The 16302-nt window shown below is 46.9% G+C and carries 15 protein-coding genes and 1 riboswitch; of the genes, 7 read left to right on the plus strand and 8 right to left on the minus strand.

Translation table 11 applies throughout. The annotated features are described in order from the left end of the window. Positions 1–233: 233 nt before the first annotated feature. Positions 234–2585, minus strand: a complete 2352-nt coding sequence (locus AAGC78_RS08745; RefSeq protein ID WP_435783680.1) for an Ig-like domain-containing protein — start codon at positions 2583–2585, stop codon at positions 234–236. 282 nt (positions 2586–2867) lie between these two features. On the opposite strand from AAGC78_RS08745, the gene AAGC78_RS08750 reads away from it, so the two are divergent. From AAGC78_RS08750 to AAGC78_RS08770, 5 genes are read left to right on the plus strand one after another with little or no spacing between them, the layout of a single operon-like run. Continuing rightward, complete coding sequence (locus AAGC78_RS08750) at positions 2868–3428, plus strand: hypothetical protein (protein ID WP_435783681.1); 561 nt, start codon at positions 2868–2870, stop codon at positions 3426–3428. A 16-nt stretch (positions 3429–3444) separates the two neighbouring features. Then, the gene (locus tag AAGC78_RS08755; RefSeq protein ID WP_435783682.1) at positions 3445–3981 is read left to right on the plus strand and encodes a GTP-binding protein; all 537 of its coding nucleotides are present in this window, start codon (positions 3445–3447) and stop codon (positions 3979–3981) included. A gap of 7 nt (positions 3982–3988) precedes the next feature. Continuing rightward, positions 3989–4372 carry a roadblock/LC7 domain-containing protein gene (locus AAGC78_RS08760; protein WP_435783683.1) on the plus strand — a complete coding sequence of 128 codons (384 nt, stop codon included), beginning with the start codon at positions 3989–3991 and terminating at the stop codon, positions 4370–4372. Next, positions 4369–4743: a roadblock/LC7 domain-containing protein gene (locus AAGC78_RS08765; protein WP_435783684.1), complete on the plus strand. Its 375-nt coding sequence runs from the start codon at positions 4369–4371 to the stop codon at positions 4741–4743. The genes AAGC78_RS08760 and AAGC78_RS08765 overlap by 4 nt, the downstream gene beginning before the upstream one ends. Before the next feature lie 59 nt (positions 4744–4802). Then, a complete protein-coding gene (locus AAGC78_RS08770; protein WP_435783685.1) occupies positions 4803–5162 on the plus strand; it encodes a hypothetical protein in 360 nt (119 codons plus the stop codon). 114 nt (positions 5163–5276) lie between these two features. Here AAGC78_RS08770 and parE read toward each other — a convergent pair whose 3' ends face one another. From parE to thiD, 7 genes are all read right to left on the minus strand, one after another. Continuing rightward, a complete protein-coding gene (gene parE, locus AAGC78_RS08775) occupies positions 5277–7160 on the minus strand; it encodes a DNA topoisomerase IV subunit B (RefSeq protein WP_435783686.1) in 1884 nt (627 codons plus the stop codon). Between the two features lie 7 nt (positions 7161–7167). Beyond that, positions 7168–7749 carry a YqiA/YcfP family alpha/beta fold hydrolase gene (locus tag AAGC78_RS08780; RefSeq protein WP_435783687.1) on the minus strand — a complete coding sequence of 194 codons (582 nt, stop codon included), beginning with the start codon at positions 7747–7749 and terminating at the stop codon, positions 7168–7170. Positions 7750–7755: 6 nt separating this feature from the next. Next, positions 7756–8559, minus strand: a complete 804-nt coding sequence (cpdA, locus tag AAGC78_RS08785; RefSeq protein ID WP_435783734.1) for a 3',5'-cyclic-AMP phosphodiesterase — start codon at positions 8557–8559, stop codon at positions 7756–7758. A 270-nt stretch (positions 8560–8829) separates the two neighbouring features. Then, complete coding sequence (locus tag AAGC78_RS08790; RefSeq protein ID WP_435783688.1) at positions 8830–9336, minus strand: DUF1249 domain-containing protein; 507 nt, start codon at positions 9334–9336, stop codon at positions 8830–8832. 129 nt (positions 9337–9465) lie between these two features. Further along, positions 9466–10092 carry an NUDIX domain-containing protein gene (locus tag AAGC78_RS08795; RefSeq protein ID WP_435783689.1) on the minus strand — a complete coding sequence of 209 codons (627 nt, stop codon included), beginning with the start codon at positions 10090–10092 and terminating at the stop codon, positions 9466–9468. A gap of 77 nt (positions 10093–10169) precedes the next feature. Then, a complete protein-coding gene (thiC, locus tag AAGC78_RS08800; RefSeq protein WP_435783690.1) occupies positions 10170–12080 on the minus strand; it encodes a phosphomethylpyrimidine synthase ThiC in 1911 nt (636 codons plus the stop codon). A 99-nt stretch (positions 12081–12179) separates the two neighbouring features. Further along, positions 12180–13016 carry a bifunctional hydroxymethylpyrimidine kinase/phosphomethylpyrimidine kinase gene (gene thiD / locus AAGC78_RS08805; protein WP_435783691.1) on the minus strand — a complete coding sequence of 279 codons (837 nt, stop codon included), beginning with the start codon at positions 13014–13016 and terminating at the stop codon, positions 12180–12182. A 49-nt stretch (positions 13017–13065) separates the two neighbouring features. Further along, positions 13066–13173, minus strand: a riboswitch (TPP riboswitch). A gap of 404 nt (positions 13174–13577) precedes the next feature. On the opposite strand from thiD, the gene AAGC78_RS08810 reads away from it, so the two are divergent. Both AAGC78_RS08810 and AAGC78_RS08815 read left to right on the plus strand, forming a co-directional pair. Continuing rightward, positions 13578–14942 (plus strand): TolC family outer membrane protein, encoded by a 1365-nt coding sequence (locus tag AAGC78_RS08810; RefSeq protein WP_435783692.1) that lies wholly within the window; start codon positions 13578–13580, stop codon positions 14940–14942. A 323-nt stretch (positions 14943–15265) separates the two neighbouring features. Continuing rightward, positions 15266–16228 (plus strand): pectate lyase, encoded by a 963-nt coding sequence (locus AAGC78_RS08815; RefSeq protein ID WP_435783693.1) that lies wholly within the window; start codon positions 15266–15268, stop codon positions 16226–16228. Positions 16229–16302: the final 74 nt, after the last annotated feature.

Here is a 16302-nt window from a genome sequence, read left to right on the forward strand (position 1 = left end):
GAACTCAAGGCTGATTAAAAATAATCCATCTCTATCAGGATGAATAGCTGGCGGCATAATCCCGAAAAACAGGTGTGAACACAAGAATGCCGGAAAGATTTAGCGCATATAAACTATGTAGCAGATATTACGCCATGGTTGCGGAATACTTACAGTTCGATAAAAAAATAAACCCCGGCATCACCTTAAGATAGCCGGGGTTTATTGTCTTGCATCGACGAAATTAACGGAGCTTAGTTAGCAGGTAACTCGATATTGCCCGGAGCGCCACTACCGACAGCGACGCCGCCGTTGTTTAACACGAAGGTAACCACTTGCGCCTGCAATTCAGCAGTCACTTGCAGCGCACCACCTTCAGGACGCAACAGGGATGAATGCCCACCCGCAGTATGTTTTACATAACCACGCCCCAACTGGGTGCTACCTAAACCTAATTGCGTAGTGTTCAGCAGCGATGCCATCGCCGAAGTTCCTGCCAATGGAGCGCTAGCTGCACCATTAGGAATTACTGCATCGTTATTGATTTGCTGCACCAATACCGGTACACCCAACTGCGCCAATGGCTGCATAAAGTTCACCGGATCACCCGAGTCCATCGCACTCTGCGCAGCGTAGAGGAAACGCTCGTAGTTACTGGTCCCCACATTCACACCACTCGCGGCCAAACCATTATTAATGATCGGCGCGAAGGTAGCGGAGTTCACCAGAATCTGCGCAACCTGAGTACCCGCTCCGCTCGTTACCAGACCGCGAATTGGATTGAGGTTTGATGGCAAGCCAGCTTGAGCATCGTTTGCGATAGCGATCTGGTTCACCGTGGTGAATACGCTCCCCAAAATACCGCCAAGCGATACACCTACGACATAAACACGATTTACATCCAAGCCAGTGCTCACTGACTTTTTAATCTCGGTATTAATACCGCCAAGACTGGCATTGAGGTTGAGCAAATCCATCACCGCCTGACGATTGTTATCACGCGTATTCGTCAAGAAACCGAGGTTAATAAATTGCGCACCTGAGCCATCGGTAGTACCCGGGGTCTCAAAATTCATCGGTGCCGGTGCACCACCAGAACCAGCCACATTAAAGTGACGCTCGTGCGGAGCGTTAGCACCGTAAAGCGTGGCAAATGGAAGCAACTTGCTCTTCTCTACGTTCAGTGCGTTTACAAATGCACTGTTTGCAGGAACACCGTGGACGGGAAGATCAATCGCCACAGTCGCTACACAGCGACTCGCCAAGGTGTGGCCGAGGGCAACTACCGAGGTGCGATCACTGGTAATGCCGTGAACATAAATCACAGTTGGATAACCGGTCGCCGCGTAAATCTGGCCACAGTTAGCGGCACCGGCATAACCCGGTACCCAATTATCTTGCGGCAGTGTGACTTGCAGAGGAATTGATTCATCGCCTGTTTTTGCCGCAAACGGATAGCGGTAGGTAACGTTGTAGCTGCCATCCACATCAGTCGGAACTGTCACACCCAAGGCACCTGCGAGAGTGAGATCTGGCTTCCAGGTACGCTTCAAATATTCCCCAAATGCCAAACCAGTCGCCGCAGTTTGGTAATAAGGCACTTTGATATAGCCGGTGTAGAGCTTGCCAACGTTCGCAGCAAGGGCGCTGCTAAAGTTATTGAAATCAATTCCTGTTGCGCCAGCAATAGCGAGATCACGCTTTTTTGGCGTGGGTAACAAGCCCATTGAATCGAGCGTTACCGCATTGGAAACCGCAGCTGACGGTGATGCTCCCGCCGCAATTTGAGTAGACGCAATTGCTGCACGCGGTGCAGCCATCGCAATCAATGGAGTAACAGGATCACCAGTGGTAAAGGTATAGGTCAGCACCAATTTATCTTTGGCTGCCGCTGCCGATAATTGTCCGCCACTCGCCGCTGCGAGGAATCCACTCGCGAGCGTTTCCCAACCAACAATTGCAGTGCGCACTGGTGCCAAACCGGCGAGCGTTTCGTAAGTTGTGTCGCGTAGCGCGTTGTATGTCCAGGAGCGAGTCAGCGCACTACCGCTGGAATCCTTAACGTCACTGGTAATCGCAACCAGATATTTAGTTTTGGATTTAAGTGGTTTGGTAGGACGAATACGGATGGTATTGTTGGTTCCGCCATCTTGCGAAACAACAGTTGCATCATAAGTTGCCAAACCCACTACACCCACGATATTAGCGGGATTTAGTGCATCTTTACCGCCTGCATTCAACTCAATCAAAAACACGCTTTTTGATGCAAGCACCGAAGCGGGATCAACACTACCGCTAATTAAAATATCGAAAAAGGCTGAGGTGGAAAAACCATCCAGTTGATTGATGGTAGCTCGCACAGGATCAGTCGCTGCACCAAGGCTCGCAGTACCGTCTGATGTAGCCGCAGCAGCAAACACCAAATCAGTATTAAAGGGGACATCGGAAATGACGGGATCAAAACGCGGATTGGTACCGACTTTATAAACATCCGCCGCCGGAGGAGCTGGGGGCTTTTCGGTACCGCTACCACCACCACAACCGGACAGAATTAGTGAACAACCTACAGTAGAGGACAACAGCAAACGACCAATGTTATTTTTCATGATTAGATCCTGACTCGCTATTATTGAATTATGAGGAAAGTGTAGCCACGATTTTTAAGAGTGTGAACCATTTTGTTAGGGCAAACGTATAGAGCGAAAAAGCATATAGGCATTAATTTTTGTAAATGAATATGTAATTTACTTATAAATGCTACAATTAAGTCTTGGAATTCAGGATCTTGAGACAACGATGTTATGGCGGCCAAACTGAACCTTGGTTACTTCGGATTGATAAAACCCGAAGTAGATTTAATCCGGACGATTTTGCGCACTAGCTCACGCTTGGATGGCGGTTGGAATCTGGTAGATAGCGGCGAATGTGACGCAATCCTCATTTACAATGCCGAAAAAAGCTTTGCACCTTTTATATTAAAACCCACCACGCAACTTATTATGATCAAGCGCCGTGGCGATACTTTTTCCGGCCACGTATTCTTCAAACCATTTCGTGCAGATGAACTCGTTGATACGCTGTTATTTATCCAATCCAACAACGAACCTGCTGCACCAATATCTGCCGAACAACCCTCAGCGCAGCAAAAAACCTATCGTTTGAAAAAGTGGCCTCCCGCTGAATTGCTTGCTCTGCACAAAAATTACATGCTGTTGGCGGTATATCTAAGTCGTGGCAGTAAAACCGTTCCTGACCTGGTCACGCTCTCAGGTCACAATGAAAGTTTCTGCATGCAGTTTTTATCTGAACTGGAAAGAAAAAATCTCCTCTTAAGTGAAGTGTTAATCCCTACCCGTCAAGCGTTTACAGTAGCAATTGAATCTCAACCTGCAGCCAAAAAAACTTTTTTTGCGCAGTTACGAGATCGTTTGGGACTAGGTAAAACATAATAAAAAGTGAAGGCATATGAACGAATATAAACTGGTATTCACAGGCACAACCGGCGCCGGAAAAACCACAGCTATTAATGCGATTAGCGAAACCGCAACCATAGTTACTGATGTTGCCAACACTGACCCTACTCTGGCTAAAGCATCAACTACAGTGGGTTTGGATTTCGGACAAATCAATCTTGCCAATGGTGATCGCGTGAGATTGTTTGGCACACCTGGCCAAAGCCGGTTTGATTTCATGTGGAAAATTTTGGTGAAAGATGCGTTTGGGTTAATCATCCTGATTGATAACTCGCGCCCTGCTCCGCTTGAAGACCTGGAAGTTTATCTCAACGGATTTTCACACGAATTGCAAACAACGCCTTGCGTGATCGGCGTGGGCAGAACCGAAGCTTACCCTAATCCATCGCTGGATGATTTCTCAATAAAACTAGAAAACCAAAACCTGACCCTACCGGTTATCCCCGTGGATGTACGCCGCGCGGAAGATGTAACCATGCTGATCGACATATTAATGGCGCAAGCCGAAGCAGATTTAATTAACGCATAGGAACCGAATGAATACTCCAGAACACATCCGCAACACCGCATATACAGAATGTCAGCAATTGCTTAACGAAGTGAACGGTCTTATGGCCGTTGTTATTTCCAGCGGCGACGGTTTTGATCTCGCCAGCGCTGTTTCAAAAGCACTCGATCCCGCCCGCATCGCGGCCATGGCAAGCTCAATTGCTGCCATAGGCGCCGTAGTGTCACAAGAGGTTCAACTTGGTAAAAGCAAAAGCGTTACTGTAAATACCGAAGATGGTTTTGTTTACATTACTCATGTCGAACTAGCTGGCACCAGCTATATTCTTAACGTGGTGGCCGGACAATCTGCAATCCTGGCGCAAGTGATATATCAATGCAGTGAAATTAGTAAAAGGTTAAGAAGCATTTGAACTATCAGTTTATTGAAACAGAATTGAATTCAATTGCCACTACGCCGGGAATTATTGCCTGCGCGTTGGTTGCCGTTGATACCGGAATGATTTATTTCTCATCATCAAGTCAGGATCAATTTACCGTTATGGCCGAAGGCGCCCGCGATTATTGGGCATTGCATCACAAAAACGGCCAAATATTTGATGCTATGGGAAATTTGAACAATATTTTTGTACAGCATGAGCGCGGAATTCTGCGAGTCCAGCTCTGCGGTGAAACCATGTTACTGATCACTCTGGCAAAACTCGGAAAAACTGATTGGGCACAATGGCCCAGTGTAATTAGCAATTTGCACACGCTCATTAAAGATGCAAAAACCTTGGGCTAGACTCAATCTCTAGCAAAATGATCGCGATACATTCTTTTATTAATTAATAGGAAAATTTTATGTCAACTATCAAACAATGCCTCGACGAACTTCTCACCCTTGACGGCGCTCTCTGCTGCGCAGTAGTAGATTCCAGCAGCGGAATGATGCTCGGCTCTGCCGGTACCGGAGTAGATCTTGAAGTAGCTGCTGCAGGTAATACCGAAGTCGTGAGAGCAAAATTGAAAACCATGCGTTCACTTGGCTTGAATGATGTTATCGAAGATATGTTGATTACACTGGGCAAGCAATACCACTTACTACGCCCGATGTCGCGCAAAGAAGGCGTGTTCGTTTATTACGTTCTGGATAAATCAAAAGCAAACCTCGCGCTTGCTAGAAGAAAACTGCAAGATATTGAGAAAGATATTAACTTCTAAGTTTAATCTGCTTAATCGTTAGATATTAAAAAGCCTGTTCCATTTATTCGATGCGTTAACACCGAAAAATGAAACAGGCTTTTTTAATAATCAACTGCCAGAAAAAACTGAATCTTAAACCTCAGCCAGATTACCTTTTTCTTCCAGCCAATTTTTTCTATCGCTTGCACGTTTTTTCGCAAGCATCATATCCATCACTTGCATAGTGCCGTCATCTTCACCGATGGTGAGTTGCACCAATCGGCGAGTGTCACGCGCCATTGTTGTTTCGCGCAATTGCAGCGGGTTCATCTCACCCAAACCTTTAAAGCGCTGCACGTTGGGTTTGCCCTTTTTGTTTTCAGCTGCGATGCGATTAAGAACACCGTTCTTTTCGCCTTCATCCAATGCGTAATAAACCTCTTTACCTATATCAATACGATAAAGCGGTGGCATAGCAACAAATACATGGCCACGACGCACCAGCACTGGGAAATGTTTTACAAACAGCGCACACAACAAAGTAGCGATGTGCAATCCATCCGAGTCAGCGTCCGCAAGGATACAAATTTTGTGATAGCGCAATTCACTGAGATCTTCACTGCCCGGGTCCATCCCAATCGCGACAGAAATATCGTGCACTTCCTGACTTGCCAGAATTTCACCTGAATCAACTTCCCAAGTATTCAGGATTTTTCCGCGTAGCGGCATGATGGCCTGGAATTCACGATCGCGTGCTTGTTTAGCAGAACCGCCTGCTGAGTCACCTTCCACTAAAAACAATTCGCTGCGCGCTGGATCACCGCTGGAACAGTCGGCTAATTTACCTGGCAATGCCGGCCCTTGGGTCACGCGTTTACGTTCAATTTTTTTGCTGGCACGCACACGTTTCTGCGCGTTGCTGATACAAAATTCTGCGAGCTTATCGCCGTCTTCTGTGTGCTGGTTTAACCAGAGTGCAAATGCATCTTTAGTAATCCCTGATACAAACGCAGCCGCTTCACGGGATGTTAAACGCTCTTTGGTTTGGCCGGAGAATTGAGGGTCGGCATGTTTGTATGAGAGAACAAAACAACATGCTGTCCACAGATCTTCCGGTGCGAGTTTTATGCCACGCGGAATTAAATTGCGGAATTCACAATAATCGCGCAGTGCATCTAACAAACCGGTGCGCAATCCATTTACGTGGGTTCCGCCCTGCGCCGTTGGAATCAGGTTAACGTAGCTTTCCTGAATTAATTCGCCACCTTCCGGCAGCCATTGCAATGCCCAACTCACTGCCTCTGTCTGGCCACTGAAATCACCTACGAAAGGATGCTCTGGTAACGTAAGCCACTCTTGCGTAGCACCGGCAAGATAATCTTTTAAGCCATCTTCGTAATACCATTCATCTTTTTCACCGGTTTGCTCATCCAAAAAGGTAACAGCCAAGCCGGGACATAACACCGCTTTTGCACGCAACACATGACGCATGCGGCTAACAGAAAATTTATTGGAATCAAAATAAATCGGGTTCGGTAAAAAGTGAACGCTGGTTCCTGTTTGACGTTTTGGGCAGGTGTCGATAATTTCCAGATCGCTGGCTTTATCACCGTTGGAAAAACCCATCTGGTAAACATTGCCGTCACGCTTAACTGTCACGATTAATTTTTCGGACAAGGCGTTTACCACCGAAACACCTACACCATGCAAACCACCGGAGAACTGGTAGTTTTTATTGGAGAACTTTCCGCCCGCATGGAGCGTACACAGAATAACTTCTACGCCTGGTTTGCCTTGCTCGGGGTGGATATCCACCGGCATACCACGGCCATCATCGATAACAGTGATCGATTGATCTTTATGCAAAATAACATTGATCGATTTGGCGTGACCCGCAAGGGCTTCGTCTACGGAGTTATCGATAATTTCCTGTGCAAGATGGTTGGGGCGCGTAGTTTCGGTATACATACCGGGGCGTTTTTTAACCGGGTCTAATCCCGTGAGTACTTCAATATCTTCTGCGGAATAATTAGCCATCTTATTTTCAACGTATCGAATGTTTAAAAAAGGTAATGCAATCATCAAGAAAACGCTCGAACCCCTGAAAGGAGTGATCTCCGCCTTCTTCTATTGTCTGTTTGCACGAGTGATATTTTTTCACGGCTTGCCGGTATTCCAGGGTTTCATCGCCTGTCTGTACCAACAACCAATAATTTTGCGGGCGCGTCACAGGCACATCGACTGCAATAATCTCGTCGATATGGTGCGCACTTAAGCGGTAGCTATCATCCGTGTGATAACTTTTCAGGTCAACCTCTAAATAAGCCGGCATAAAATCCTGCGGTCGCACGGCCGGATTAATAAGCACCGCGCGCAAATCGTACTTCTCCGCCAGCCAAGTCGCCCAGAAGCCACCGAGCGAACTACCCATTACATACACCGGCTCAGGTAATAAACGCTCAACCAGAGATTCCAGCTGCTGCTGGGTGTCGGCGGGATAAGGCGTTAATTGAGGGCAGTGAAATTCAATTTCCGGGTGATACACCGCCAACCATTGTGCAGTTTGCTGCGCTTTGAACGAGAGGGGAGAACTGAGAAAACCGTGGATATACAGCAGTGCAGCCATAGGCGATCAATAACCCGCTGACTTGTAATCAATCACGTATTGCTTATTGGTGACGCGAGCGATGCCGGTAGCAAAGGTGCCATCATCGTTCAGCTCAAACCAGCGATAACCGGGCATTTGGGTGTCCACGGTAAAGTCATCACATTGAGGTTTAAATTGCACACAAGTAGAAGGAGTAGCAACCAGGGTGACACCTTTGCGTTGCATCTCGAAATCCTGATGCACGTGACCCCATACGATCAATTTCACCTGCGGGTATTCGTCGACCAAGGTAAACAACGCGTCTGAATTGCGCACTACATATTGGTCAATCCATTCGCTTCCCACGGGGACAACCTGATGGTGCAGGGAAACAATGATGTGTTTGTCGGGATGGGATTCGAGCACATGTTCGAGAAAGTCCAACTCGCTCGCCGCAAGCTGGCCGTAGACCTGCCCCGGCACACTGGAATCCAGCAATACCAACAACCATTCCCCCAGCTCTACCAAACGCCCCTGAATACCAAGAGACTCCTGAACCGACTCCATAATATCGGCTGAATCGTGGTTGCCGGCGAGCCAGCTCATGGGTTGGGAGAAATGACTGCGGATAGTTTGGGCGAAGCGGCGATAGCAATCTATGTGGCCAGCACTGGCGACATCACCGGTGCAAACTAAATGATCAAAACGTGGCTCTGCCTGTTGGATAAGCAGTAGCACATCCTCAAGGCTCTGGTCGGTATTTAACCCCAAAAGGGTTTCGCTGTGCTGCGGCCCCAAATGGCAATCGGTTATCTGAATCAGACGCACTGTCGGCTCTCGTCCTTCGATAGTCGGTTTCTGTGATTAACAGACTGAATTCCACTCTCAATCTTCGCGTGGACTTAAGTGTCAAAACGGATAAGTTTCACTCGCAACGATATACGCTAATCATGCTTTACGCCACCCTGAAACTGTGGAAAAAGCCCGTTTTACGCCCAAGAAGTGTAAAAAATGTGAGGAAGTTAAGAATTATTCGCGATCATTTTTTACGATCCGAACAAGAAGCAGGCAATTATTGAGGCGCCAGAATAGACCTCTAAAAACACCTAAAAGACGATTTTACTCAAAACAAAAATTCTCATCCAAACTGTGGCCATGCTCCAAGCAGACCGTCAGCCACTCACCGAGGAAGCGATTCAGTTGATACTTTTCATCACTTTGGTACATGGATTGGTTGGGATACTCATAGCGAGGGCGCAGACGCTTGTGCCCTTCCCAGGCCAGGACCTCAGCCAATTTGGCATCGTGATACATGCGCAGGGTCAATTTGGGCATCGCCAACCAAGTGGAACTCTGACCGATAGCAGTACGGCTTAACTCCAGAGTGGTGGTGTAAGGTGAACGCTCAGTGATGCGCAACAGATGTAGCCAATTCTGATGACCGCGGGCCACCATAAAACGAAACTCATCTTGCGCCACACCATCAGCTTGCTGCTTGACCAGCAATTTACTCAAGCGAGCATAGTTGGTTTCACATTCAGCCATCTGCAAAGGTAAATCCACCTTGTAACGCTCTTTATAAGTAACGTATTCAGGTTGGGCTTTGGCAGCGCGCAATGTGAACATAGAGGCCTTTAACAGTATGAAAAGGAATTAACAAATACATTAGAGACAGCGAGCGCAATCGGTATCGATTAAAACGCTCTTGAAGGAAGTGTTAGCCAGACTCGATATTAAGTCAATGGCTGAAAAAAATTATTCACTTATTGCAGATGCTGAGCGCAGGCGATTACGATTCAGTTGCAGCCATTGCAAACAAATCAACGCGGCGGCGTTATTAAAAGCACCGTTTAATAACTCGGCGAATACGTCATCTGCGGCTAAAACGTGAACGCGAATATCTTCCCCTTCTTCAGGTAATCCGTAAATACCGCCAGCTTGACTCAGATCGCACAGGCCACAGAATAAATGTAATTTCTCATCACAACCGCCAGGGCTGGACAAATAATTACAAATATACTCCATCGCGTAGGGAGTAACATTTGCTTCTTCAATCAGCTCACGGCGAGCGACGTCTTCAGGCGATTCACCTTCTTCCAACATACCCGCTACAACTTCGTAGCACCAGGGCCCATTAGGTTCGTTGAGCGCGCCAATACGGAATTGCTCGACCATACCAATCAAATCATTAGCGGGATCATAAAGCACAACGGCAACTGCTTCGCCGCGCACAAATAATTCGCGACCAATTTCCTTGCCCCAACCACCATCAAATAGTTTGTGACGAAGAAATACTTTTTCAACGCGAAAAAAACGCTTGTACATTTCTTCGCGGCGAATGATCTCTACATCCGTGCGGGTAAATTCCGGTTTTTTAATCATAGCGTCTTATTGTGAAGGTTTGTCGTTGGTCGACGCGCTTTTGAATTATCTCCAAAAGCGCGATCTTGCATATTACTCTAGACTTTATGGTACAGCTCGGAACCTTGCTCCAAAAACTCTTTGGATTTTTGTTTCATTTCAGCTTCAACATCAATCATTTTAATGACTTGATGATCACCAATAACCGAAATATCAGTACCATTCTTAGCCGCGTAATCGCGCACTTCTTGCGTGATCTTCATAGAGCAGAATTTTGGCCCACACATGGAGCAGAAGTGCGCCACTTTTGCCGAATCTTTTGGCAAGGTTTCATCATGGTACGAACGCGCGGTGTCGGGATCAAGCCCAAGATTAAACTGATCTTCCCAGCGAAATTCAAAGCGCGCTTTTGACAATGCATTATCACGTAATTGCGCGCCCGGGTGACCTTTAGCCAAATCGGCGGCGTGAGCAGCAATTTTGTAGGTGATGATACCTTCTTTTACATCGTCTTTATTAGGTAACCCCAAATGCTCTTTCGGTGTTACATAACAAAGCATAGCGCAACCATACCAGCCAATCATGGCGGCACCGATTCCTGAGGTAATATGGTCGTAACCGGGAGCGATATCCGTGGTCAATGGGCCAAGCGTATAGAAAGGTGCCTCGTCGCATACTTCCAACTGCTTTTCCATATTTTCTTTGATCATGTGCATTGGCACGTGACCCGGGCCTTCGATCATGCATTGCACATCGTGCTTCCAAGCGATTTTGGTCAATTCACCCAGTGTTTCCAACTCGCCAAATTGTGCTTCGTCGTTCGCATCCGCAATCGAACCGGGGCGCAAGCCGTCACCCAATGAGAAGCTCACATCGTAAGCTTTCATGATTTCGCAAATTTCTTCGAAATGCGTGTAGAGGAAGTTTTCTTTGTGATGCGCCAGACACCACTTGGCCATAATCGAACCACCGCGCGACACAATACCTGTCACGCGTTTGGCGGTAAGCGGAACATAACGCAGCAATACGCCCGCGTGGATGGTGAAATAATCAACACCCTGCTCCGCCTGCTCAATCAATGTATCGCGAAAAATTTCCCAATTAAGGTCTTCGGCAATACCATTTACTTTTTCGAGTGCCTGATAAATCGGTACAGTTCCGATTGGTACGTGTGAGTTGCGGATAATCCATTCGCGGGTCTCGTGGATATTCTTACCGGTGGACAAATCCATCACCGTATCAGCACCCCAACGTGCACCCCAAGTCAGCTTTTCTACTTCTTCTTCAATAGAAGAACCTAACGCAGAGTTACCAATGTTGCCGTTAATTTTCACCAGAAAATTACGGCCAATAATCATTGGCTCAACTTCGGGGTGATTAATATTTGCAGGGATAATCGCACGGCCGCGCGCTACTTCACTGCGCACAAATTCCGGAGTGATTTCATCCGGAATGTTTGCACCGAAGCTCATCCCTTGATGCTGCTCTTTAAGAATACCCAACTCGCGCGCTTGCGCGAGCGCCATGTTTTCGCGAATGGCGATATATTCCATCTCTGGGGTGATAATGCCGCGTTTAGCATAATGCATTTGCGACACATTCAAGCCTGCTTTAGCGCGGCGTGGTTTACGCGTGAGATTAAAACGAAGCGCTGCCAACTTAGGATCATTCAAGCGCTCGTTGGTAAATTCAGAATGGCTCTCTTCTAAAATCTCCGTGTCATTACGCTCCTCAATCCAAGGAGTGCGGACATCGCCCAAACCGGTGCGCAGGTCGATAGTTACATTAGGGTCGGTATAAGGACCTGAAGTGTCATATACACGTACGGGTGGATTTTTTTCACCGCCAAAATCGGTTGGGGTATCAGCGAGAGTAATTTCACGCATAGGCACTCGAATATCCTCACGCGAGCCTTGCACATAGATTTTTTGTGACCCGGTGAAAGGTTGTACTGAGGCTTTATCAACCTCGGCAGTTTGGCTCAGGATTTTTTCAACGCTGCTATTCATGGTATCCCCTCTCTGTTAAAACGGTTGGGAGGTTTGAATGATCAAACCTGATTTAATTTTTACATTGCAAACACATTTAAATGTGCCTGTACAAACGATTTAATAAAACGAATAAAAATGATGGACTGGACCTGCACCCTGGCCGATTTTTAATTTTTCGGAATGTATGAGTGCATTATGCAAATATTCTTTTGCTTGCTTGACCGATTCATTAAGCGATAATTTTTTCGCCAACCCGGCAGCAATTGCCGATGCCAGGGTGCAGCCCGTGCCATGGGTATTACGAGTTGATAAGCGCAGAGCAGAAAAGGCCTCAACACCATTAGCAGTAATCAAAAGGTCAGTCGCATTTTCACCATCCGTATGACCACCTTTCATCAACACCGCTTTTGTACCCATACGCAACAATTGCTCGCCCTGTTTTTGCATTTGTTCGCGGTTAGTCGCAACGGGTAAATTAAGTAGCACTGCAGCTTCATGCAAATTTGGCGTGATCAAAGTGGCGAGCGGCATTAATTTTTCGATCAGCGTTTGGATGGCGTTTTCTGCCAAAAGCCTATCACCGCTGGTTGCGACCATTACCGGATCAAGCACAAAGGGAATCTGCGGATAAGCGCTCAGGGATTCAGCAACCGCGGCGATAATATCGGCAGTAGCCAACATACCGGTTTTGATCGCACCAACATTAATATCAGTCAGCACCGATTGGATTTGCTGTTGCACGAACTCGGGGGGAATAGGCAATACACCTTGCACGCCCAGAGTATTTTGCGCAGTTAGCGATGACAGTGCACTACAGCCGAATACACCCAGCGCCGAAAATGCTTTGAGATCAGCCTGAATACCCGCGCCGCCGCCACTATCACTACCGGCGATAGTAAGAGCGATAGGTGTGCCTATTGAAGGCGAGCCGGGCAATAAAGAATCTGGATTCATTGGAGTTCCGCAAAAAAAAGGCGCGGAACAGGAGAGGATGCCATAGGCATATACTGAGGCTCTCGTTCCCTACGCCGGTACTAACCGGATCAGGTCGACGGGTATGTCTCAGCCTCATCACTTGTAACCAAGTGGAGAAGCACCCCGACAAGAAAAATGGCAGTCTATTGGAGTTGGGATGGAGAGTAAAGAAAGAGATTTTCGCCTACCGCCGTTTATACCCACCTACACTGACATTTTTGTGACAACTGAATCTATATTATGTGTAGCGGCGTCTAACGACTTGAAACTGCCGGAAGATCGATAGAAATGTGGGTTCTTCGGGTATAGATAAGTAAACGCAAGGTGAAGCTTACATTTGTAACTTCACTCTGAAAGCGGCGCGTTTTACCCTTTTTAACTGGTGAACCTCCGCGCACTTCTCGACCACAAGGCAGCAAGCGGCTACACTCCACGCCATTCGTACAAATGCTTATGGCCGATCCGGCTAACACACACCAGATGTATGGTTATTACTGGTGTAGAACTGGAATTCTCAACTCTGGACTTTTGGAAACCTCTATGAAAAAGACCAAGCTTTACCTGCTCGTCAGCCTATTCTCTCTTGCTCCACTTACTGCCAGTGCCAATAGCCTGCTGGATGTGTACGAGCTGGCATTGAAAAACGATGCCCAATTAAAAGCCGATCAAGCTAAATATGAAGCTGGCCAGGCAAGCAAAACGATCAATCGCGCAGGCCTGTTGCCACAAATCAACGCCAGTGCTCACGTAACCCAATACGACAACGAAAGCACCAACAACCTGACCAACAGCACCACCAAAGACGACTACGATGCTAAAGGTTGGGACATCTCTCTTGAACAACCACTGTTTAATATGGCTGCTTGGTACACCTACAAGCAAGGCGTGAAACTGAGCGAACAAGCAGAGGCGCAATTTGGCGCTGATCAACAAAGCCTGATCGTGCGTGTTGCAGAAGCTTACTTCAACGTACTGCGCTCAATTGAAACTCTGGAAGCAACCATTGCCGAGGAAAAAGCCCTCGCCAAGCAACTTGAGCAAACCAAACAGCGTTTTGAAGTGGGTTTAACTGCAATTACTGAAGTTCACGAAGCTCAAGCCGCATTCGACAGCGCACGCGCAGCAACTCTGGAAGCACGCGGTACTTTGGGAATCACTTACGAAGCACTGGAAGTATTGACCGGTAAAGCAGAAGATCAGGTTGCACCATTGTCAGCACAATTCCCTGTTGTTGCACCTGCACCAGCTAACCGCGCTGATTGGGTAGAGTTCGCGCTTAAAAACAACTACGGCCTCAAAGCCTCAAAACTGGAAGCTGATGCAGCACTGCAAAGCGCCAGAGCAACCAAGTCTGGCCACCTGCCAACCTTGGGAGCATCTATCAGCTACGCGGATACTGATGCAGATGGTACCCGCTCTGATTTGTTGAGCGACACCACATCTGACGGCACCACTGCTAGCGTGCGTTTGAACGTACCTATTTTCAGTGGCGGTGCAACCACCGGTCGCAGCCGTCAGGCTTACGCGTTCTACACTCAAGCTCAAGAGCTGTATAACAGTACCCAACGCAGTGTTATCCAAAGCGCACGTACCCTGCACCTTTCAGTAGAAACTGATGTTGCTGGCGTACAAGCGCGTAAGCAGGCAATCGTGTCTAACCAATCTGCGTTGGAAGCAACCCAGTCAGGTTATGAAGTAGGTACACGCAATCTGGTAGAAGTATTGTTGGCGCAACGTAACCTCTATCAAGCGCGTCGCAACTATTCTGATGCACTGTTCGATTACGTTATCGACACAATCAAACTACGTGAAGTTGCCGGCATGCTGACACCAGCTGACGTGCAAGAAATTGATAAGTGGTTGTTGGACGATGCATTGGTAAGTCGCAGCAAATACGAAAACTAATTTTTAAAATTCTGTTTTCAACAAAAATGCCGGGCTATTTAGTCCGGCATTTTTTATGGATAAAAAATTTCAGTAAAAATGGCACACCGATCAATAAATGAACGCAAAACTTTTCACAAAATTTTTATTTGTCATGTAAATGAATTTTCATGCTCAATAAACAACAGTATAGTCATCTCGCTTTTCGCCGTATCAAGAGCACCTAATAACAATAAATAGTCTGCCCTTATTTCTCTGGAAAGCTGTAACTCCCCTGAATTTAGCAGGCGCCATTATTCGGTCAATCCGTTCATTTATTCCCAATAACTGACGAGATTGAAATCATGCTAAAAAAAATCCTTGTTACTACTGCTTTACTCGGCTGCGCTGCCAGCGCATTTTCTGCCTCTAACCGCCCAGACGGATACACTACAATCTGTAAAACTGGGCAAACCTGTTCAGTCAGCGGCTCAACCAATGTTGCATTTGGCGCTGCTGATAAATTTGTTTATAAAATCCTAAGCGGCAGTTTTTCTTGCTCGGTTGCCACTTTTGGTTCAGATCCAAATCCATCCAAATCAGTAAAAGAATGTTCAATTCCCAAATCCGGATCGGGTGGTACTACTTCATCATCACCATCCACATCATCGTCAGGCAGTAACAGCAGTAGTGGCGGTGGCAACTCAGGTAGCATCACCGGTGCAACTTGTGGATCTGGCGGAACTACAGTAAACGTAAGCTCAACAATTATTGTTTCTAGCGGCACTTACGATGGTGGCTGCAAAGTATTTAACGCAACCAGCGCATTAGGTAGCGGCAGCCAAAGTGAAGGACAAAAACCGGTATTCCGCGTAGAGAATGGAGCAACATTGAAAAACGTTGTGCTGGGAAATAACGCGGCCGATGGTATTCACTTTTACAACGGCGGCAACATTGACAACATTCGCTGGACCAATGTGGGTGAAGATGCGATGACCATTAAATCTTCCGGCACAGTAAACGTGAAAAACATTTCAGGTTACGCAGGCTCGGATAAATTTATCCAGGTTAACGCGGCATCAACCTTGAATGTTTCCAACTGTATCGTCGACGACATGGGTAAATTCCTGCGTCAGAACGGTGGTACTACATTCAAGATTGCGGTGAATGTTGATCGCTGCCAAATTTCCAATATGGGCGAAGGAATTTTCCGTACTGATAGCTCTACCAGTACCGCAAAAATTACTAATAGCCGCTTAAAAAATGCAGGCAGTATTTGCATTGGCAAATGGGCAAGCTGCACCAGCTCAGGCATCACTAACTATTAATCCTTAGTAACAAAAACGCCGGATTTTCATCAACTGAAAATCCGGCGTTTTTATTTTCGCGTTCACCATTAAAT

The organism is Cellvibrio sp., assembly GCF_039207905.1.
Classification (GTDB): domain Bacteria; phylum Pseudomonadota; class Gammaproteobacteria; order Pseudomonadales; family Cellvibrionaceae; genus Cellvibrio.